Here is an 18,469-nt window from a genome sequence, read left to right as displayed (position 1 = left end):
TTATCGAGGTAAATAGACATGACGAGAAAAGTATTTGTCGAGGTTACAGCGAAATTTGACACGGAAGGCAGGCTGACGCCGGTCTCTCTGACCTGGGAAGACGGACGGGTCTACGAAATCGACCGGATCCTGGACGTCCGCCGGGCAGCCTCCCTCAAGGCCGGAGGCATGGGAATCCGCTACACGGTCCTGATCTCCGGAAAACAGAGTCATCTTTTTTACGAAACACCGAAATGGTTTGTGGAGGGCAAAGAAACATGTGCGGACGCTATTCCTTATTCACCGAGCAGGACAATCAGGAAATCTTAAAAATCGTTCAGGAGCTTGACCGGAAATACCCCGGCAATTCCATGCGCACCGGGGAAATCTATCCGACGAATCTTGCCCCGGTCCTGCTTGCCGAAGAAGAGCAGATAATCCCGGAGCTTTCCTCCTGGGGCTTCCCCCATTTCCGGGGCAGCGGGGTCATCATCAACGCCCGCGCCGAGACCGCGGAAGAAAAGCGGATGTTCCGGGACAGCCTTCTCTTCCGCCGCCTCGCCGTCCCCACCACCGGTTTTTACGAGTGGGACCGCGAGAAAAAGAAGCACCGCTTCCTCCTGCCCGGAGAATCCACGCTCTACCTGGCTGGTTTCTACAAACTCGTCAAAGGGGAGCGGCGCTACGTCATCCTGACCACCGCGGCCAATGACTCCATCGCAAACATCCATGACCGCATGCCGGTCATCCTCCCCAGAAAGCGGATCCGGGATTGGATCTTTGACACAGATCGGGCGTTAGGGTATTTAAAAGAGAAAATGCCGGCTCTTGAGGACCGGAAGGCGGAATAAAAACTGCCCTCCATTTCGCCAGGAATTCCTTCTTTCTCTTACCGATCGCCAAAAATCCTTCTGTGGTTTGAGAGGCGTTTATGCGCTATGAGTGTGCTACTGGGCACTACTGAATACTACTTATTCACACATCTTTCACTATACTAACAGTAAAAACATATCTCACTATCCAGAAAGAATTTTTTCCATTCAGAACATATCAAGAAAAACTGAGCAGAAATAAATTCTAACAATTCATTTCATTCTTTTCTCGGTATATTGCTTCCATTACTTGCAAGAATACAATCACCTGATTTGGTCAACCAAACTTTTGTCGCATTTGGTGAAGGTTTTCCCTTCGCTATATGGACATGAATCGGTTCTCCATTTTCATTTGACCAGAAAATACTTTATAACCGCTAACCGTAAAAATACTAGGCAATCTGAATCCCCCCATTCGCGGCATATTTATAAAGCAGATGTGCATTACTTTGCAAAAGTTGTTCAAAAAACTTAATCTCGTCATCTGAATATCCATTTTTCTCTATCCAATGATAATCTGGCAACTCACATCTGGCAGAGTCAAATCCATCTTCTGTTGGCCTTTCAAAATTAACTATAATTTTCTGTTTATTGTCTTCTTCAATTATTTGCGAATGCACGACCTCAGTTTCATCAGCTAAAATCATGTATGGATACATCATATCATTCACCTCCAAAATCATTCTGCTTTTATTATACACAATTTCATATTTAAAGGAAAGAGGGCTTCTAATAAAAATAAAGGCTTGTGACCGAACAAAACTTCCATCCAAAGTTACAGTTTCAAAAGCCGCGCCAACCATGAATCGTTGGCGCGGCTTCTAAAAATGATTGTATATCCTATACTTCCTAGAACTTCCCAGCCTTCGCTGCTTCCTCAATCAAAACGGTAAACGTTGTAAACACAGCAGCTTTCATTTAAAATATAGGAATAACACAGAAATAAACTGATTCTAACTACATTTTATATTTTAGAAATCATTGTACAAAGCATAATTGATATAAATTGTCATCATATCACAAATTCTTCTTCATAAGCATAACTATTTTCATACATATACTCTGGTGCACAATCAATCTTACCATCCAGCCATGATACAAAGCCATGTACTACTTGAACATTGCTAAATATTTGTTCATCCGCTAAAGGCTTAAATGCAGAACCTGTCAAACTTGTAGTATCAAACAATCTTTTTTCACCTGTAGAAAATGTCAGCAGAAGCATTCCAAATGGCAAAGCTTTTGCTTCCTTCACTCTAATTTCATCTACTAGTTCTCCGGCATAAACAATGCCATTATGCAAATACATAAAACTCCTTTCTCGGCTACATAGGTTTTATTTTGTCAAAATGCTCACCTTGAACCGCTAAATTCCAAGCTTTGTAAACTGCTTCTTCATTATAACGCAACCATCCAACCAATATTTTATATTGTTTACTAGGTAAAGAACCCGCCAATAATTCACCGTCCAATCCAACGGAAGCCTCATATTCACCATAGTACACATGAACATGCGGCTTGTTATGTTGCTTTGTAAATGAAAAAGCATTACTATCACCATACCGCCAAATCTACATAACTCCGGCATCTCCAGCACTTCCCTTCCTTGTTTTTTCTATTATAGCATTGTTTCAATTTTTTTCCAGTCATACAAAATGGAGAGTTTTTATTGGTACAATGTAGGAATACACAAATAGGAATCGTGTAGAATTAAGATAGGAGTGACTTACATTTTCATGTAAAAGCCACTCCTAACCACAATAAACAACTTATTAAAACCGCTAAATACGGCTATTTACTAGAATCTGCCTTCTTTTGCTGCCATCTCAATCGCCACGGCCACGGCCACCGTAGCGCCGACCATCGGGTTATTCCCCATCCCGATCAGTCCCATCATTTCCACATGGGCGGGAACCGACGAGGATCCGGCGAACTGGGCGTCGGAGTGCATCCGCCCCATGGTGTCGGTCATGCCGTAGGAGGCAGGGCCCGCCGCCATGTTGTCCGGGTGCAGGGTGCGGCCGGTGCCGCCGCCGGAAGCCACGGAAAAATACTTCTTTCCTGCCTCAATCCGCTCCTTCTTGTAGGTGCCTGCCACCGGATGCTGGAAACGGGTCGGGTTTGTGGAATTCCCGGTGATGGAGACGTCCACGTTCTCTTTCCACATGATCGCAACGCCTTCTCTGACGTCGTTGGCGCCGTAGCAGTTTACCTTGCTTCTCGGACCGCTGGAATAGGATTTCCGGAACACTTCCTTCAATTCCCCGGTGCTGTAATCATACTCGGTCTCCACATGGGTAAAACCGTTGATTCTCGCAATGATCTGCGCCGCGTCCTTTCCCAGGCCGTTCAAGATTACGCGCAGAGGTTTCTGCCGCACCTTATTGGCCTTCTCGGCAATGCCGATGGCCCCTTCCGCGGCCGCAAAGGACTCGTGGCCCGCCAAAAAGCAGAAGCAGTCGGTGTCTTCCTCCAGCAGCATCTTTCCCAGGTTTCCGTGCCCCAGGCCCACCTTTCTCTGATCCGCCACCGAGCCGGGGATGCAGAAGGCCTGCAGGCCCTCGCCCAGCGCCGCCGCCGCCTCCGAAGCTTTTCTGCAATTCTTCTTGATCGCAATCGCCGCGCCGACGGTGTAAGCCCAGCAAGCATTTTCAAAACAGATCGGCTGGATCTTTCTCACCTGGTCGTACACGTCAAGTCCCGCATCCTTTGTGATGCTCTCCGCTTCCTCGATGGATGCGATTCCGTAGCTTTGGAGAACGCCGTTTATTTTATCGATCCGTCTCTCGTATGATTCAAATAAAGCCATCTTTCTTTTCCTCCTACTCTATCCAAGCCTTGACGCAGAATCTTATTCTTTTCTCGGATCGATGATTTTCACCGCATCCTCCACACGGCCGTACTGGCCTTTTGCCTTCTCCCAGGCCGTGTTGGGATCGTCGCCTTTTTTAATAAAATCAGTCATCTTGCCCAGGTTTACAAACTGGTAGCCGATGATCTCGTCCTCCTCATCGAGGGCGATTCCGGTCACATAGCCCTCGGCCATCTCCAGGTAACGAGGACCTTTCTTCAATGTTCCGTACATGGTGCCGATCTGGGAGCGAAGCCCTTTCCCCAAATCCTCCAAACCGGCTCCCACCGGAAGTCCGTCCTCGGAAAAAGCGCTTTGGCTGCGGCCATAGACGATCTGCAAAAACAGTTCCCGCATCGCGGTGTTGATCGCATCGCAGACCAAATCGGTATTGAGCGCCTCCAGAATCGTGCGGCCCGGCAGAATTTCCGCCGCCATCGCCGCAGAATGGGTCATACCGGAGCATCCAAGGGTCTCCACCAACGCCTCCTGGATGATCCCCTCCTTCACATTTAAAGTCAGCTTACAGGCGCCCTGCTGAGGAGCGCACCAGCCCACCCCGTGGGTAAGCCCTGAGATATCCGTCACGTCCTTTGCCTTAACCCATTTGGCTTCTTCCGGGATCGGCGCCGCTCCATGGCAGGCGCCCTGGGCAACCGGACACATCATTTCTACTTCCTGTGTATAAATCATAATGCTTCTCCTCCTCCGATACTTCTATTGCCAGAACCAAGCTCCTCTTACGGTTCGTCTTTCTTTTGAAGCAGAGAGATTCCGCTCATCTCCGGCGGCTGCGGCAGTCCCATCATGGCAAGCAAGGTAGGGGCGATATCGCAGAGCCGTCCGTTTTCCTTCAGCGTATAGGCCGGATCGCTGTTGATCAGCAAAAACGGAACCGGGTTCGTCGTGTGGGCCGTAAAGGGCTCCCCGCTGTCCGGGTCGATCAGCTGTTCCGCATTGCCGTGGTCGGCGCAGAGGAACATCTGGCCTCCCGCGGCGAACAGAGCGTCCACCGCGCGGCCGACGCAGGTGTCCACCGCCTCCACCGCCTGAACGGCGGCTTCCATCACGCCGGTATGCCCCACCATATCCGGATTGGCAAAATTGATGATAATCATGTCATATTTGCCGCTTCCGATCGCCTCCACTAAATGATCGCAGACCTCATAAGCGCTCATCTCCGGCTTCAAGTCATAGGTTGCCACCTTGGGGGACGGCACCAGGATTCTCTCTTCCCCCGGATTCGGCACCTCCACGCCTCCGTTGAAAAAGAACGTCACATGGGCGTATTTTTCCGTCTCCGCCAGCCGCAGCTGTTTCAGTCCCTGTTCCGCCAAATATTCCCCCAGGGTATTCACCAGCTCTTCCTTCGGGAAGGCGACGAGGGTATGAGGGATCGTGGCGTCATATTCAGTAAAGCAGACATAGGTCAGTTCTTTTAACTGTTTCCGCTCAAACCCAGTGAAGGAATCGTCCAAAAATGCTCTGGTTAACTCTCTTGCCCGGTCCGGACGGAAATTGAAGAAGATAACGGAATCGCCGTTTTTCACGGTCGCCGCCGGTACTCCGTCCTCATCCACCGCCACCATTGGCTCCACAAATTCATCGGTCACGCCCTGCGCATAAGAGTCCGAGACACCGCCGAAGATACACCGGACCTGTTTGCCCGCCCCCTTGGTCAGGGCGTCATAGGCGCGGCCGACCCGCTCCCACCGGTTGTCCCGGTCCATCGCATAATAGCGGCCCATAACCGAGGCAATCGTTCCGACGCCGATTCGCTTCATCTCCTGATTCAGATCCTTCAGATACCCCAGTCCGGAGGTTGGCGCCGTGTCTCTTCCGTCCAGAAACGCGTGGACATATACGTTGGTAAGCCCCAGCTGCTTCGCCATCTCCAAAAGAGCGTACAGATGGGTGTTATGGCTGTGAACGCCTCCGTCCGACAGCAGTCCCCACAGATGAACCGCAGTCCCGCGCTCCCTGGCATTCCGAAACGCAGTTAAAAGCGGCTTATTTTCAAAAAAACTTCCTTCCTCAATGGCCTTCGTAATCTTTGTCAGATCCTGATAGACCACCCGGCCGGCCCCCATATTCAAGTGGCCCACCTCGGAATTACCCATCTGGCCGTCGGGAAGCCCCACGGCCAGGCCGCTGGCATTGCCCTTTACAAACGGGTATTCCTGCATCAGACGGTCGATATTCGGAGTAGCCGCCTGAGCGACAGCATTTCCCTTTGTCCGGTCATTTAGGCCAAAGCCGTCTAAAATCATTAAAACCGTTGGTTTTCTCATTTCTTATCCTTCTTTTTCGGGCGAATCCACCCGTCTTCCACAAACTCAATTTTCTTTCCGCACCGGGTACAAAAAAGTTCTTTGTCCGACGGAAAGGGGTTGATCCACTTGGCGCTGCGCACATCCTTGCAGTGAGGGCACTGCCCCGCCACCATCATTCCGGTCACCCCAAACATCGCCGCGGCCATCACGATCAGGCCGGGGAGCTGAAGGCCAAACAGCAGCAAAATCAGTGCGGCAAGCAGGCTGCCGAAGGCAACCAAACAAGCGATCTGTAGTTTTTTTCTTGAAAGCTTTGGTTCCATGTGTGCCTCTTATCCTTGATAATATACGACCTTGGCGAAGTCCGGCTTCAGGCTTGCGCCCCCCACCAGGCCGCCGTCGATGTCCGGCTGGGCAAACAGTTCCGCCGCATTGGCCGGAGCCACGCTGCCGCCGTATTGAATCCGGACCGCCTCCGCGGTGGAATCTCCGTACAGCTCCCGGATCAGTTCCCGAATGCCATGGCAGACCTCCTGCGCCTGCTCACTGGTCGCCACTTTCCCCGTTCCGATGGCCCAGATCGGCTCATAGGCAATCACTGCTTCCGCCGCCTGCTCCGCGGAAATACCCAAAAAGGCAATCTTGATCTGCTGGCGGATCCAGTCCATCGTGATCCCCTGCTCCCGCTGGTTCAAGGTTTCCCCGCAGCAGACGATCGGGACCAGTCCGTGTTCAAACGCCTTTTTCACCTTCCGGTTCACCGTCTCATTGGTCTCACCAAAGTATTCCCGTCTCTCGGAATGGCCTAATATCACGTAGGAGACACCGGCGTCCGCCAACATGGCCGGGGAAATCTCGCCGGTATAGGCTCCTTTTTCTTCAAAATACATATTTTCCGCGCCAATCCGGATGTCGCTGCCTTTGGCGGCCTCCACGGCCGGCACGATATCGATAGCCGGCACACAGCAAACCACCTCTGCTTCGGCCCCGGCGACCATCGGCGCCAATTCCCGGATAAAGGCCGCCGCCTCGCTGGGCGTCTTATTCATCTTCCAATTGCCGGCTATGATTTTTTTCCTCGCCATAAGAATCCTCCTGCTGTTCCGGGTAAAAACCCGGAACCTTCTATCCCATCTTCCGCCGCTTGGCATCACCGGCGAAGAGATGGCACAACATTCCTGAAACTTTTATTCTCTATCATCAGCCGCCGCCACGCCGGGCAGCTCTTTTCCTTCTAAGAACTCCAAAGAAGCGCCGCCCCCAGTGGAAATATGCGTCATCTTATCGCCAAAGCCCAGCTGATTCACCGCCGCCGCCGAATCGCCGCCGCCGATGATCGTGGTCGCGGTGATCTCCGCCAGAGCCTTTGCCACTGCGATGGTCCCTGCGGCAAAGTTCGGCATCTCAAACACGCCCATCGGTCCGTTCCAGACCACGGTCTTCGCGTCTTTTAATGCCTCGGTAAAAAGCTCCCTGGTCTTCGGTCCGATGTCGAGGCCCATCTCATCCGGCTGAATATCCCCCTGTGCCACGCGGGAAGGCGCGTCATTGGCAAATTCCTTGGCTACCACCGTATCGACGGGAATCAGTAAATTGACATGCTTCGCCGCCGCTTTCTCCATCATTTCCTTGGCATAGTCAAGATAGTCGGCCTCTAACAGCGACGTCCCGACTTCCTGGCCCTGCGCTTTTAAAAACGTGTAAGCCATGCCGCCGCCGATGATCAGGGTATCCACCTTGTCCAAAAGATTGTTGATCACCGAAATCTTGCTGGAAACCTTGGATCCGCCGAGAATCGCGACAAAGGGGCGTTTGGGACGGTCCACCGCATTTCCAAGGAAATCAATTTCTTTCTGCATCAGATATCCGACCGCACAGGGGCTTAAGAACTGGGTCACTCCCACATTGGAGCAATGAGCCCGGTGAGCGGTCCCGAAGGCGTCATCCACAAAGACCTCGGCCAGAGACGCCAAATCCTTGCTGAAGGCCTCTTTGTTCTTTGTTTCCTCCGCGCGGTAGCGGGTATTTTCTAAAAGCATCACTTCGCCGTCCAAAAGCGCCTCGGCCGCTTTTCTTGCATTGGGGCCGACCACCTCCGGATCCGCCGCAAAGGTTACATTCTGTCCCAGCAGTTCGCCGAGACGCTTTGCCACCGGCGCCAGAGAAAGCTCCGGCTTTGGCTCGCCCTTCGGTTTTCCCAGGTGAGAGCACAGAATCAGGCGTCCCCCGTCTGCCATCAGCTTCTTTAAAGTCGGAAGCGCCGCTACCAGACGGACCTCATCGGTGATCTTCCCGTCCTGTAAGGGCACATTAAAGTCGCAGCGCACCAACACGCGTTTTCCTTTTACCTGAATATCGTCGATGGATTTCTTATTCAGCATAGCTTGTACTCCTTTCGTTCCTCCCGCCGCGGCCAAAAAAACCACGGTCTACGTGTATATATTTTAACAAATATTACCTGGGAAAGCAAGTATTACTTGTCTCTACAAATCCTGTCAAGTCTGCAAATTTTACAACATCTCCTGTCGAATTTTGCACAAAGATGGGGCCTGAGCTCCTGACTCGGATGCGCCTGCCCTCAAACCGCTCCCAGACATTCCCGATTTCCCGCGTATCAAAAATAATTCCTGTCCTGCGGAAGTTAATTTTTACTTGCTCTTTTATTTTCGCCTGATTTTTCGGTTTCACTTTCTATAATTCTTTTTGCAAAAGTGCTTTTAAGATTGACATTTCCGATAATTCTACTTATAATTTTCTTATAAAACCCAACGAATCCGAACCGCTTGGCGGCTGCCGGATATGTTATCTTGTAAGGCGTTTTGCTACGCAATGTCAGGCCGGGCCTGAGACGCCGAGTATTTGATTTTCCAAATTTGCCTAGAATTTAAGGTGGTAACAGTATCATGGCGCATACAACACAGATCAAACAGATCAACCGCAATGAAATTTACCGTTTTATCTACCGCGAAAAAGGGGTTTCCCAGCAGGAGATCGCCAAGGGACTTTCTCTCAGCATGCCGACGGTCAACCAAAATTTGACGGCGCTCCGTCAGCTGGGACTGATCACCGAGACCGGCACCTTTGAATCCACCGGAGGACGAAAGGCCAAGATTATCCAGTGCGTTCCGGACGCAAAAATCGCGCTGGGCCTGGATATCACCGCCAACCATATCAGCCTGGTGGCCATCGACATGGAGGCAAAGGTGCTCCAGTACAGCCGCATCCGCCACCGTTTCGTGGACAGCCTGTTCTACTATAATACTCTGGGAAAATTCATTGATTCTTTTATCGAGCGGAATCATTTGGATCAGGAAAAGATTTTAGGACTTGGAATCTCCCTGCCCGCCATCATTGACGTGGATCAGAAGACGATCACCTATGCCAAGGCCGTGCGGGCGCCGAAGGACCTGTACCAAAAACTAGAACCCCATATCGCCTTCCCGTTTCTGTTGTTCAACGACGCCAATTCCGGCGGATTTGCCGAATGGTGGAACAGCGACCGGGAGGATTCCATCGTATACTTGTCCTTGAGCAACAGCGTCGGGGGCGCCATCGTGCACAACAACCGCCTTTATACCGGCGAACATCAAAAGAGCTGCGAATTCGGGCACGTGACCCTGATCCCGGATGGGAAGCCTTGCTACTGCGGAAAGAAGGGCTGCCTGAACGCTTACTGCTCCGCCAACCTGCTTTCGGATATGGCCGGGGGAAAAATGCAGCGTTTTTTCAATTCTGTCAAAGAAGGCCAGGAGCCCTATACTTCTGCCTTTCATCAGTATCTGGACTACCTGGCCATTGCCGTCAATAATCTGCGGATGCACTATGACTGCGATATTATCCTCGGCGGCTACGTAGGCCCTTATCTGAACGATTACCTGGAAAAATTCCGGGAAATGGTTGCCAGGCGAAGCCCTTTCGAGGAAACGGCGCCTTATGTATTCTGCTGCCGCTACAAGTTCGAGACCGCCGCCATCGGGGCCGCGCTCTATTACATCGATCAATTTATCAAAAAGATATAAGAATATATTAATAAGGAAGATCCGGCTGCATCCGCCGCGCTTCCCGCTCCGCCAGCCTCCCCACAAAGGGATAGAGGCCTGCCACGCTGACTGCATTGAACACCGTGTGGAACAGCGCCAGGCCGGTTGGGGTGACGGGCAGCGCGGCGGTTTGTGGATTCAGCTGAAAGAATACCGCGAAAAACGGAGCCAGCGCCACGACGCCGGCCAGGTTGAAAATCAGGTGGAACCGGGCCGTGGCCTTGGCCTCCGGCCCCAGGCTGACGCCGGCAAGAAGCGTTGTCAGGCAAGTTCCGATGTTCTGGCCCAGGGTCAGATAGACCGCCGCTCCCCATCCGATCTGCCCTTGAAAGGCCAATACCTGCAGGATACCGATTCCAGCCGACGAACTCTGGATGATACAGACCAGCACCACTCCGGCAAGAATACCGGCGGCCGGGCTCTCCCCCATCGCAAGAACCCACTGCATAACCCCATTCAGACTGCCGCCGGAAGCAAATCCTTGTTCCATCCAGTCCAGGCCAAGAAAAAGCAGGCCGAACCCCATCACCATTTCCGCCTGCCGTCTCCAAGGAAATCTTTTCCAAGCCATTAAAACAAATCCGCCTGCCGCCAGCGCAGGCATCAGCCAGGGAACCGACGGAAGCTGTTTCATTGAAATCATCCAGGCCGTCACCGTGGTCCCCACATTCGCGCCCATGATCAAGTCAAAAGCCTGGCGCAGCGGCAGCAGCCCGGCTTCCACCAGGCTGACAATCATCACGGTTACCGCCGTACTGCTCTGCACGACTCCGGTGATACCGCAGCCAAGGGCAATCGTCCGAATCCGGCCGGACGTAAGCCGCAGCAGGCTCCTCCGGAACTGGCCGGAGAAAAGTTTCTCCATGGCCTCGCTCATCTCGTGAATTCCATATAGGAATATTCCCAAACCACCTAAAAAATAGAACAAAGGATATCCTCCGATTCTCTCCTCATCCTATTCTATTGGTTCTTACGGAGAATATGATCGTCCGGCCGAAAATCCAGGATGTGAAACGCTTCTTGTCTACAAAACCGCCGGTTGCTTTTCACGGAAGGGAACCAGAACTTTATCGATTTCATAGAGGACCGGAGTTCCGTCTGTCTTCTTCACGTAGGTTTCATAAACCAACATTCCGTACAGCGCATCCTTGCGCATGCTTTCCTTTAAGGTAAATTCACAGCTGACCTCCTCCCCGCAGGTCAGCCTTCCCAGATAGCGGACCTTATCCTGGCCGTAATGGGGGGAAAAGGGATCGGACGGCGTTACGAGGTTCGCCCAGTAACTGTCCGCCAAAGCCAAAATCAGGCATCCGGGTACCACCAAATCCGGCGAGCCAAATCGTCTGCGGCAGAATTCCTTGTCCGAGTGGACGGCGTGATCATCTCCCACCAGTTTCAGATAAGTCGCCACCATCTCCTCCGAGATGGAAAACCGCTCCGAGCGTGTGACTTCGCCGACAACATAGTCCTCAAAATATCGATCCGTAATCATAATGCCTCCTTAATCCAACTCTCCATATTTTTTTACCCAATCCTGCTTTAGATTCATGGGCTGTGACTCAAACAGCCTTGCGTCCATCGTCTTTACCTGTTTTGCAATCTGCGGACGGAATCCCATATGTTGGATGACATCCCTTTCCATATCCAGGCCGGGCGCAATCTCACACAGTTCGATCCCCGTCTCCGTCATACGGAAAACCGCCCGCTCCGTGACATACCAGACCTCTTTTCTGCTTTTCACCGCCTCCTTTGCGTGGAAAGTGATTTCCTCCACCTCCGGGAGAAGTTTCACGAACCGACCCTCCTGAAGGATTTCAATTTTTCCCTCCCCCACTTTGGTGCGCAGGCCGCCGGATTTCAGCGTACCGCAAAAAACAATCTTTCTGCTGTTTTGAGAAATGTTGACAAATCCGCCCGTGCCCATGATCTTGCCGTTAAACCGGTGTACATTGACATTCCCCATTTGATCCACCTCGGCGAAGCTGACATAGCAGATATCCAGGCCTCCGCCGTCGTAAAAATCAAACTGAGATGCAGAGTCGATCACCGCCTTCATGTTGACGCTGGCCCCAAATGCGATTCCCTGCAAGGTCACCCCTCCGATGGCCCCATGCTCTGTTGTCAAAGTGATGAATTCCCCTACCTTTTCCTCATTGGCTACATTTCCAATTCCATCGGCAATCCCAACGCCAAGGTTTCCCACATCTCCCGGAGAGGCTTCCATCAGGGCTCTCCTTGCGATGACTTTCCGTTCCGTCAGGGGCAAAGCCTCCTGCCGGCTGTCATCCGCGATCAGATCGCCGGAGATAAATTTGCTGACCGGCGTTCCATACAGCTGAGGCTGGTCCGGCACCACCACCACGGCATCCACCAGGTAGCCGGGAACCACCACGCGCTTGGGATGGAGCGTCCCTTTTTTCACCAGTTGATGCACCTGGGCAATGACCAGCCCCCCGTTGTTATGCGCCGCCTCCGCCAAAGGATAGACATCCATCGGCGTGATTTCATCTTCCATGGTCAAATAGCCTTCCGTGTCCGCCGTCGACGCCCGAATGATACTGACATCCGGGCATACGGCCCGATAGAAAAGATACTCCTTCCCGTCTATCTCTGTGAGGGAAACCATATCTTCTGTCGTCCTGTCGTTTAGCTTTGCGCCTTTTTGGCGGGGATCCAGAAACGTGTGCAGCCCCACATGGGTCAGCACGCCTGGCTGCCCGGCGGCGGCGGCCCGGTACATCTGGCACATCACGCCCTGGGGATAATTGTATGCCTCAATCTCGTTTCGCTCCGCCATCTCGGCAATCCTGGGCGACTGTCCCCAATGGCCGATAATCGCCCTGCGGCACAGCCCCTCCTGGGCCAGGGGGGAAAGCCCCCGGTCTCCCCGGTCGCCAAGCCCTGTCATCGCCATCAAGGTCAGGTCCTGAGGAGCCTTGGTATTCCGGTACCGCTCCGCCAATGCCAGGATCAGCTCCGTGGGCTCCACGATTCCGCCTCCGGCCCCAGTAAATGCAACCACCGCGCCGGACGGAATCATCTGTACGGCTTCCGCGGCCGACAGCACCGGCACTCTGCTTTTTCTTCGTTTTTCCCGCAATTTACTCATTTTTCCCTCCTACTCCTGCACCAGAGCAGGCGCATTTTTTAAAATCGCTTCTGCTTCCCTCATTACCTCTCGGATAATCTCCGCCGCGGGCTGGATCTTTTTCAGGGGGACCAAGCCTTCTCCGACCTGAACAATCCCGTTTGTTTCCTCTTCCCCCTGTCCCAAGTCCGCCACTCTCCGGCTGCACCCCTGCACATATTTTCCCAACTCTTCCGTGGGTACTCCGGAGGTTTCCATCTCCAGATACCGTTCGGCGAACCGGTTTTTCAGGCCTCTCAGCCCCTTCCCTCTTGACCATCCGATGGTGCAGCTGTCCGTATCCGTCGCCTGGATAATCGCCTCCGCATTGGATCTATGGCTCTCACACTCGCTGGCCAGCAGAAAACGCGACCCCATCTGGATTCCGTCCGCCCCCATGACCAATGCCGCCGCCAGCCCCCGTCCGTCGACGATCCCGCCGGCCGCTGCAACCGGCAGCTGCACCTCCGGAATCACATTCGTCATCAGCGCCATCGTCGTCAGATTTCCGATCCTGCCGCCGGACTCCATTCCTTCAATCACAATCATGTCCGCTCCCGCAGCTTCCACCCGTTTCGCCAGTTTGGTGTTCGGAATGATGCAAACCACTTTAATGCCCGCGTCTTTAAAACGTCCGATGAAAGGCCGGGGGTCCCCTGCTCCGAGGGTGACGAAATCAATCCCTTCCTCGATAATCGCATCTACGATCTTATCCCGCATCGGCGTGGTAGCCAAAGAAACATTGATTCCAAAAGGCCGGTTTGTCAAAGTTTTGGTCTTTTGGATTTGCTCTCTGACCCAGGTATCGTCACGGCCGCCGGATCCCAGCACGCCGGCCCCTCCGGCGTTGGAGACAGCGGCTACCAAACCAGCCGTTGTAATCCAGGCCATCGCCCCCAAAAGAATGGGATATTCAATCCCAAGCAGTTCCGTCATTTTTGTTCGAATCATTTTATTTTCCTTTCTAACCGATTCAGCTCTTTCAAACTCCAGCTTTTTTCTTTTGCTTTGCTTCGTTCCTTTTGCCTTTCCACCTCTTATAGGGCTTTGTCTGTGTCGCAAACATGAACACAATCAATAGGAAAAGAATCAAGGACAGGGGGCTGGTAAAAATACTGCCCGCCAATCCCAAAACGCCCTCTTTCAGCACAATTCCTCTGCGGTAATTTTCTTCCAGCAGGGAAGTCAGGATAATGCCGAGAACGCAGGGGGCAACCGGGTATTCAAAGTGTTTCATAAAATATCCCAGCACGCCGAATCCCAACATCCAAAAAATATCGTACAAATTTTTATTGATGGCATAGGACCCTACCACAGACAGAATTATGATCAGAGGAAGCAGGATTCCTTTGGGAAGCTCCACGATCTTGGTAAAAATCTTTACCCCGGTCAATCCAAAAAACACAAGGCAGATACTGGCTACCACCAAACAGCTGACAATCAGATAAAACAGGTCCGGCGTGGTATTCATCAGATTGGGGCCGGGCTTTAGGCCATGGATGGTCAAAGCGCCCAGCATGACGGCCGTGACAGCGTCGCCCGGAATTCCCAGCGTGAGCATCGGGATAAACGCTCCGCCGATGGCCGCGTTATTGGCGACCTCCGGCGCAACGATTCCTTCCACCGCCCCTTCTCCAAAAGGTACCTCCGGATTCTTCACGGTCCGCTTTGCCTGGTCATACGTCAGGAGAGCGGCAATATCTCCGCCGGCGCCTGGCAGGGCTCCCACCACAGCCCCCACCACGGACGAACGGACCGTCAAAGGAACATATTTCAGGATGGTATCCCAGGAGGGAATAATCTTATCCACCTTCTGTTTGACCGCCTTTACATCCTTTGAGCGGATCTGGATCAAAGCCTCCGAAACTCCAAAAAAGCCGATCATAGCCACCACGTAATCTACTCCTGCGTTCAGATAACTGATTCCAAAGGTAAAACGGGGCACCGCTGTCATCGTATCCATTCCGACCGTTCCCAGCAGCACGCCCAAGGCAGCCGTGAGAAGTCCCCGGAAAATGGATTTGCAGTTCAGGCTTCCCACCATCATCATGCCCATAAGTCCCAGCAGCAAATAGTCCACGGATGAAAAATTCATGGCAAATTTGGCGACAAGCGGCGCGCAAAAGGCCAAGGCCGCAATGCCCAGCAGCGTGCCGATCACCGACTGGGTCGTGGCAATCCCCATGGCTCTCCCTGCCTCTCCTTTAAGAGCCATGGGGTAGCCGTCCAGTGAAGTGGCCACAGCGGCCGGAGCGCCTGGGATATTCAGCAGAATGGCGGAACGGGATCCTCCATATACGGTTCCCACAAAAATTCCAATCATCAGCGCGATGGCTGAATAGGTTTCCCATCCATAGGTAAAGGACACCAGCAAAGATACTGCCATCACCGCCGACAGCCCCGGAATCGCTCCGATGTACACACCGGCGAAGCAGCCGACCGCCACCAACAGCAGCAGCATCGGGTCCGTAAACGTAATGAGTAAATACTGTAAATTTTCCATTTTTCCTCCTATGGCAGCACGACTTTAAACAGAGTGCTGAATACCGCAAAAATAAAGCCTACGCACAATGCGGTCCACAACAGATTCTTCAGATAATCCTTGCGCATCAAATAAGACATCGCGGCCCACAAAAAAACCGGCGTGGCGATATAAAATCCAAGTCCTTCCAAAAGTCCGATGCAGTAAAATAAAATCATCAGGAGCGTGATTACAATATCCTTTGGCAATGTCTTTTCCAACGTATCTTTCAACATAGCGCCCACGCTCCGCCCGTGATTCTCCGATACCTTATTTCTATCAATCACCAGGATGATAATCGAAAACACTACAATCAGTCCGCTGACGAACAAGGGGACAGCTCCATGGGACTCCGCCGATGGAGACTCCCGGTACATCAGCCAGGACTGGTAGAAAAAGAATGCTCCAATCAGCAGCCAAAAAACGGCAAATCCTTTTTCTCCGGATTTAAATGTTTCTTTCTTTTCTTCCATTATGGCCTCCTTCCATGATTCAAACGAGCAGACGTAAATAATGTTTGGCGCCCCGAAGCAGAAGGGATCCGGGGCGCCAGGCACCTCATTCCACTGCGCCTGCCTTGGTCAGGGCATCGATGGTGTTGGTCTTCCATTCTGTCAGATAGGCCGCCGCCTCCTCGCCGCTTAGCCCCAGAGGGTTAATATAAAACTGGCTCAGGATTTCCTGATATTCTTCGGTATCGAACGCTTCCTTGAATGCCTGGGAAAGAGTTTTCTGAATCTCCGCATCCGTTCCTTTCTTTACAAAAATCCCGTAAAAAGGCCCCCAGGGCAGGTACTGCTCAAAATCCGGGTATTCAGCGGTGACCAGCGGGACATCCGGCATCAGCGCGACAGGCTCGGTGGCCAGCATGCAGAGCATCTTCAAATCGCCGGAGGTATATTCCTCGATACTCGACTGAATTTTGCAGATGGTAAAATCGCACTCGCCGCCGAGAACCGCCACCTTGGCCGCCGCGTCATTCTCATACTGCACCTGAGTGAACTCCGCTCCTGTCACGGATTTAATCAGAGCACCGACCTCCCAGGGAAGGCCTCCGGTCCCGGTGGTAGCCAGGGTGATTTTCTTGCCTGCCAGTGCGTCGTTGACAATATCCGTCAGAGATTGATAAGGCGAATTTTTTGATACGGCAACGCCCGTGGTTTCGTCCCCGATCAGCATAACACAGTCAAAATCGTCGTAGGTCAGATCCAAAATTCCAAGGGCTTCATATAACGGAGGGTTCTCGGCTCCCATCAGCAGATGATAACCGTCCGCCTCATTGTCATAGACATATTGGGTGGCAATCGAGCCGGAACCGCCTGTCTTGTTCTGCACAACAATGCTGACGCCCAGAGATTTCTCGGCAAGGGTTGCCAGAGGGCGCATCAGGGAATCGGTTCCTCCCCCTTCTCCCCACTGAACAATTCCATTGATATTCTGACTCGGAAACCCACTCTCTGCTTTTCCCGCAGCTGTCGTATCCTGATTTCCAGTTTTTGCGGCTTGAGTGCTTGTTTCATTGCTGCCGCAGCCTGCCAGCAAAGCGGCGGACATCAGCCCGGCTGCCATTACGGTCATCCATTTTTTCATATGCGTTCTCCTATTAAGCAAACTTTTTCCATGACTGCAGTCTTTGGATTTGTTCTGATAGCATCAGTATATCACGCTATTTTTTCCTTGGATAATACCGTTTTTTTCCCTGATTGATAGATAAAATCTATTGTCCTTTCTCCTATTTCTGGTATACTGGTCTTAATGATTTTACAGAAGGGAGAACGTGCCGTGACACTGCTGCAACTCATTTATTTCCAAAAGGTTTCCAGTCTGCTGAACTTTCACAAGGCCGCGGAGGCGCTGAACATCTCTCAGCCCACATTAAGCTCCGCCATTGGAAAACTAGAGAAGGAACTGGGGCTCTATCTATTTGACCGCAAGGGAAAGAATGTGGAACTGACGAGATACGGAAAATATTATCATGAAAATCTCACTCCTCTGCTCTATGATTTGAACGCGTTGACGGAAAAAGTAAAACGATTTGCCAGCAGCTCGGAAGGCCATATCGACATCGCCTACAATGCCCCGCTTTCCAGGGAATTTATTCCGAAAAAGGTCCGCGCCTTTTTGGATCAGCCGGGAAATAAAGATTTATCCATTCATCTTCACCAAACCACTTCCGCCGAAATCATCCGTGGGATATCCGAAGGTTACCTGGACGTAGGTTTTTGTATGCGCGTGCCGGCACCCGCCTTTATCTCCTATCTTCCGGTCCTGCAAGAAGAAATCGTGCTCATCACTCCGGAGGAACACCCGCTGGCGAACCGGGACCGCCTGCCGCTGGCGGATCTTGCCACCTATCCTCTGATTACCTACACCAAGGAATCTGGCCTGCGGAACCTGATTTTCGATTATTTGGATCAGGCGCAGGTAAGCCCTCAGATTATCCTGGAAGCGCCGGATGAAGATGCCATCGCCGCGCTGGTGGCCGAGCAGTTCGGAATTGCATTGGTGGCAAATGTGCCTTCCCTGTCCGGCATGCGAATCAAACGGATCTCCCTTGAAGAAAACTGCTGCCGTACCTTATATATGGCCTATCATTCGTATGTCTCCCCGACGCCTGCGGTCTCACGCTTTTTGGAATTCATCCGGCGGCAGGCACTTCGCCCGTCCGGGAAGCGTTCCGAGTGACCGTCTCCCAAGAAACAAATTGCCTTTCCCTTTTCTGAAACGGATTTTTGAGGAACCAAAAAACCAGCTCGCTTTTTCACGAACTGGTTTGTCATCCGGCATTTATTATTGTGTCCTATCG

General features: G+C 52.2%; 21 protein-coding genes. 4 read left to right on the top strand and 17 right to left on the bottom strand.

Annotated features, from left to right (window positions below; all coding sequences use genetic code 11):
* Positions 1-18: 18 nt before the first annotated feature.
* Both MUB23_RS12195 and MUB23_RS12190 read left to right on the top strand, forming a co-directional pair.
* On the top strand, positions 19-309 hold the full coding sequence (locus MUB23_RS12195; RefSeq protein WP_244800865.1) for a hypothetical protein: 291 nt from the start codon (positions 19-21) through the stop codon (positions 307-309).
* Entirely contained in the window at positions 258-830 is a 573-nt protein-coding gene (locus MUB23_RS12190) for an SOS response-associated peptidase (protein ID WP_244800864.1), read from the top strand. The genes MUB23_RS12195 and MUB23_RS12190 overlap by 52 nt, the downstream gene beginning before the upstream one ends.
* 239 nt (positions 831-1,069) lie before the next feature.
* Here MUB23_RS12190 and MUB23_RS20015 read toward each other — a convergent pair whose 3' ends face one another.
* The 10 genes from MUB23_RS20015 to MUB23_RS12140 form a co-directional block, all read right to left on the bottom strand.
* Entirely contained in the window at positions 1,070-1,174 is a 105-nt protein-coding gene (locus MUB23_RS20015) for a hypothetical protein (protein WP_244801191.1), read from the bottom strand.
* A gap of 69 nt (positions 1,175-1,243) precedes the next feature.
* Positions 1,244-1,654 (bottom strand): hypothetical protein, encoded by a 411-nt coding sequence (locus tag MUB23_RS12180; protein ID WP_244800863.1) that lies wholly within the window; start codon positions 1,652-1,654, stop codon positions 1,244-1,246.
* 209 nt (positions 1,655-1,863) lie between these two features.
* Positions 1,864-2,160 carry a DUF2442 domain-containing protein gene (locus tag MUB23_RS12175; protein ID WP_244800862.1) on the bottom strand — a complete coding sequence of 99 codons (297 nt, stop codon included), beginning with the start codon at positions 2,158-2,160 and terminating at the stop codon, positions 1,864-1,866.
* 16 nt (positions 2,161-2,176) lie between these two features.
* Entirely contained in the window at positions 2,177-2,422 is a 246-nt protein-coding gene (locus tag MUB23_RS19850) for a DUF4160 domain-containing protein (RefSeq protein ID WP_330641888.1), read from the bottom strand.
* A 227-nt stretch (positions 2,423-2,649) separates the two neighbouring features.
* A complete protein-coding gene (locus MUB23_RS12165; RefSeq protein ID WP_244800860.1) occupies positions 2,650-3,660 on the bottom strand; it encodes a GGGtGRT protein in 1,011 nt (336 codons plus the stop codon).
* A gap of 42 nt (positions 3,661-3,702) precedes the next feature.
* Positions 3,703-4,395: an iron-sulfur cluster assembly scaffold protein gene (locus tag MUB23_RS12160; RefSeq protein WP_244800859.1), complete on the bottom strand. Its 693-nt coding sequence runs from the start codon at positions 4,393-4,395 to the stop codon at positions 3,703-3,705.
* A gap of 47 nt (positions 4,396-4,442) precedes the next feature.
* Positions 4,443-5,993, bottom strand: coding sequence for a 2,3-bisphosphoglycerate-independent phosphoglycerate mutase (gene gpmI, locus MUB23_RS12155; RefSeq protein ID WP_244800858.1), 1,551 nt, complete (start codon positions 5,991-5,993; stop codon positions 4,443-4,445).
* A complete protein-coding gene (locus MUB23_RS12150; RefSeq protein ID WP_244800857.1) occupies positions 5,990-6,298 on the bottom strand; it encodes a hypothetical protein in 309 nt (102 codons plus the stop codon). The genes gpmI and MUB23_RS12150 overlap by 4 nt, the downstream gene beginning before the upstream one ends.
* A 9-nt stretch (positions 6,299-6,307) precedes the next feature.
* Positions 6,308-7,060, bottom strand: a complete 753-nt coding sequence (gene tpiA / locus MUB23_RS12145) for a triose-phosphate isomerase (RefSeq protein WP_244800856.1) — start codon at positions 7,058-7,060, stop codon at positions 6,308-6,310.
* Positions 7,061-7,162: 102 nt separating this feature from the next.
* Positions 7,163-8,356 (bottom strand): phosphoglycerate kinase, encoded by a 1,194-nt coding sequence (locus MUB23_RS12140; protein ID WP_244800855.1) that lies wholly within the window; start codon positions 8,354-8,356, stop codon positions 7,163-7,165.
* Positions 8,357-8,878: 522 nt separating this feature from the next.
* On the opposite strand from MUB23_RS12140, the gene MUB23_RS12135 reads away from it, so the two are divergent.
* Positions 8,879-9,994: an ROK family transcriptional regulator gene (locus tag MUB23_RS12135; RefSeq protein ID WP_244800854.1), complete on the top strand. Its 1,116-nt coding sequence runs from the start codon at positions 8,879-8,881 to the stop codon at positions 9,992-9,994.
* Between the two features lie 7 nt (positions 9,995-10,001).
* Here MUB23_RS12135 and MUB23_RS12130 read toward each other — a convergent pair whose 3' ends face one another.
* From MUB23_RS12130 to MUB23_RS12100, 7 genes are all read right to left on the bottom strand, one after another.
* Positions 10,002-10,943, bottom strand: a complete 942-nt coding sequence (locus MUB23_RS12130) for a Na/Pi cotransporter family protein (protein ID WP_244800853.1) — start codon at positions 10,941-10,943, stop codon at positions 10,002-10,004.
* Positions 10,944-11,039: 96 nt separating this feature from the next.
* Positions 11,040-11,507 carry a MaoC family dehydratase gene (locus tag MUB23_RS12125; RefSeq protein ID WP_244800852.1) on the bottom strand — a complete coding sequence of 156 codons (468 nt, stop codon included), beginning with the start codon at positions 11,505-11,507 and terminating at the stop codon, positions 11,040-11,042.
* A 9-nt stretch (positions 11,508-11,516) separates the two neighbouring features.
* Positions 11,517-13,124, bottom strand: a complete 1,608-nt coding sequence (locus tag MUB23_RS12120; RefSeq protein ID WP_244800851.1) for an acyl CoA:acetate/3-ketoacid CoA transferase — start codon at positions 13,122-13,124, stop codon at positions 11,517-11,519.
* A 9-nt stretch (positions 13,125-13,133) separates the two neighbouring features.
* Positions 13,134-14,204 (bottom strand): nitronate monooxygenase, encoded by a 1,071-nt coding sequence (locus MUB23_RS12115; RefSeq protein WP_280515732.1) that lies wholly within the window; start codon positions 14,202-14,204, stop codon positions 13,134-13,136.
* The gene (locus tag MUB23_RS12110; RefSeq protein WP_244800847.1) at positions 14,125-15,645 is read right to left on the bottom strand and encodes a tripartite tricarboxylate transporter permease; all 1,521 of its coding nucleotides are present in this window, start codon (positions 15,643-15,645) and stop codon (positions 14,125-14,127) included. Before MUB23_RS12110 ends, MUB23_RS12115 begins: the two co-directional genes overlap by 80 nt.
* An 8-nt stretch (positions 15,646-15,653) precedes the next feature.
* On the bottom strand, positions 15,654-16,136 hold the full coding sequence (locus tag MUB23_RS12105; RefSeq protein WP_244800845.1) for a tripartite tricarboxylate transporter TctB family protein: 483 nt from the start codon (positions 16,134-16,136) through the stop codon (positions 15,654-15,656).
* Positions 16,137-16,221: 85 nt separating this feature from the next.
* Positions 16,222-17,253, bottom strand: coding sequence for a Bug family tripartite tricarboxylate transporter substrate binding protein (locus tag MUB23_RS12100; protein WP_244800843.1), 1,032 nt, complete (start codon positions 17,251-17,253; stop codon positions 16,222-16,224).
* Between the two features lie 192 nt (positions 17,254-17,445).
* Between MUB23_RS12100 and MUB23_RS12095 the strand changes: the two genes are divergently transcribed.
* A complete protein-coding gene (locus tag MUB23_RS12095; RefSeq protein WP_244800841.1) occupies positions 17,446-18,348 on the top strand; it encodes a LysR family transcriptional regulator in 903 nt (300 codons plus the stop codon).
* Positions 18,349-18,469: the final 121 nt, after the last annotated feature.

Source organism: Cuneatibacter sp. NSJ-177 (assembly GCF_022867805.1).
Classification (GTDB): Bacteria; Bacillota; Clostridia; order Lachnospirales; family Lachnospiraceae; genus Pseudolachnospira.
Note: the sequence above shows the minus strand (reverse complement) of the source record. Positions and strands in the feature narration are given on the sequence as shown.

What these genes read in the sequence shown, in the direction of transcription:
- MUB23_RS12190 (WP_244800864.1), top strand. Translation starts at nt 258, where the DNA reads ATGTGCGGACGCTATTCCTTATTCACCGAGCAGGACAATCAGGAAATC.
- MUB23_RS12110 (WP_244800847.1), bottom strand. Translation starts at nt 15,645, where the DNA reads ATGGAAAATTTACAGTATTTACTCATTACGTTTACGGACCCGATGCTG.
- MUB23_RS12165 (WP_244800860.1), bottom strand. Translation starts at nt 3,660, where the DNA reads ATGGCTTTATTTGAATCATACGAGAGACGGATCGATAAAATAAACGGC.
- MUB23_RS12135 (WP_244800854.1), top strand. Translation starts at nt 8,879, where the DNA reads ATGGCGCATACAACACAGATCAAACAGATCAACCGCAATGAAATTTAC.
- MUB23_RS12100 (WP_244800843.1), bottom strand. Translation starts at nt 17,253, where the DNA reads ATGAAAAAATGGATGACCGTAATGGCAGCCGGGCTGATGTCCGCCGCT.
- MUB23_RS12140 (WP_244800855.1), bottom strand. Translation starts at nt 8,356, where the DNA reads ATGCTGAATAAGAAATCCATCGACGATATTCAGGTAAAAGGAAAACGC.
- MUB23_RS12120 (WP_244800851.1), bottom strand. Translation starts at nt 13,124, where the DNA reads ATGAGTAAATTGCGGGAAAAACGAAGAAAAAGCAGAGTGCCGGTGCTG.
- MUB23_RS12195 (WP_244800865.1), top strand. Translation starts at nt 19, where the DNA reads ATGACGAGAAAAGTATTTGTCGAGGTTACAGCGAAATTTGACACGGAA.
- MUB23_RS12105 (WP_244800845.1), bottom strand. Translation starts at nt 16,136, where the DNA reads ATGGAAGAAAAGAAAGAAACATTTAAATCCGGAGAAAAAGGATTTGCC.
- MUB23_RS12160 (WP_244800859.1), bottom strand. Translation starts at nt 4,395, where the DNA reads ATGATTTATACACAGGAAGTAGAAATGATGTGTCCGGTTGCCCAGGGC.
- gpmI (WP_244800858.1), bottom strand. Translation starts at nt 5,993, where the DNA reads ATGAGAAAACCAACGGTTTTAATGATTTTAGACGGCTTTGGCCTAAAT.
- MUB23_RS12150 (WP_244800857.1), bottom strand. Translation starts at nt 6,298, where the DNA reads ATGGAACCAAAGCTTTCAAGAAAAAAACTACAGATCGCTTGTTTGGTT.
- MUB23_RS12175 (WP_244800862.1), bottom strand. Translation starts at nt 2,160, where the DNA reads ATGTATTTGCATAATGGCATTGTTTATGCCGGAGAACTAGTAGATGAA.
- tpiA (WP_244800856.1), bottom strand. Translation starts at nt 7,060, where the DNA reads ATGGCGAGGAAAAAAATCATAGCCGGCAATTGGAAGATGAATAAGACG.
- MUB23_RS12180 (WP_244800863.1), bottom strand. Translation starts at nt 1,654, where the DNA reads ATGGTTGGCGCGGCTTTTGAAACTGTAACTTTGGATGGAAGTTTTGTT.
- MUB23_RS12125 (WP_244800852.1), bottom strand. Translation starts at nt 11,507, where the DNA reads ATGATTACGGATCGATATTTTGAGGACTATGTTGTCGGCGAAGTCACA.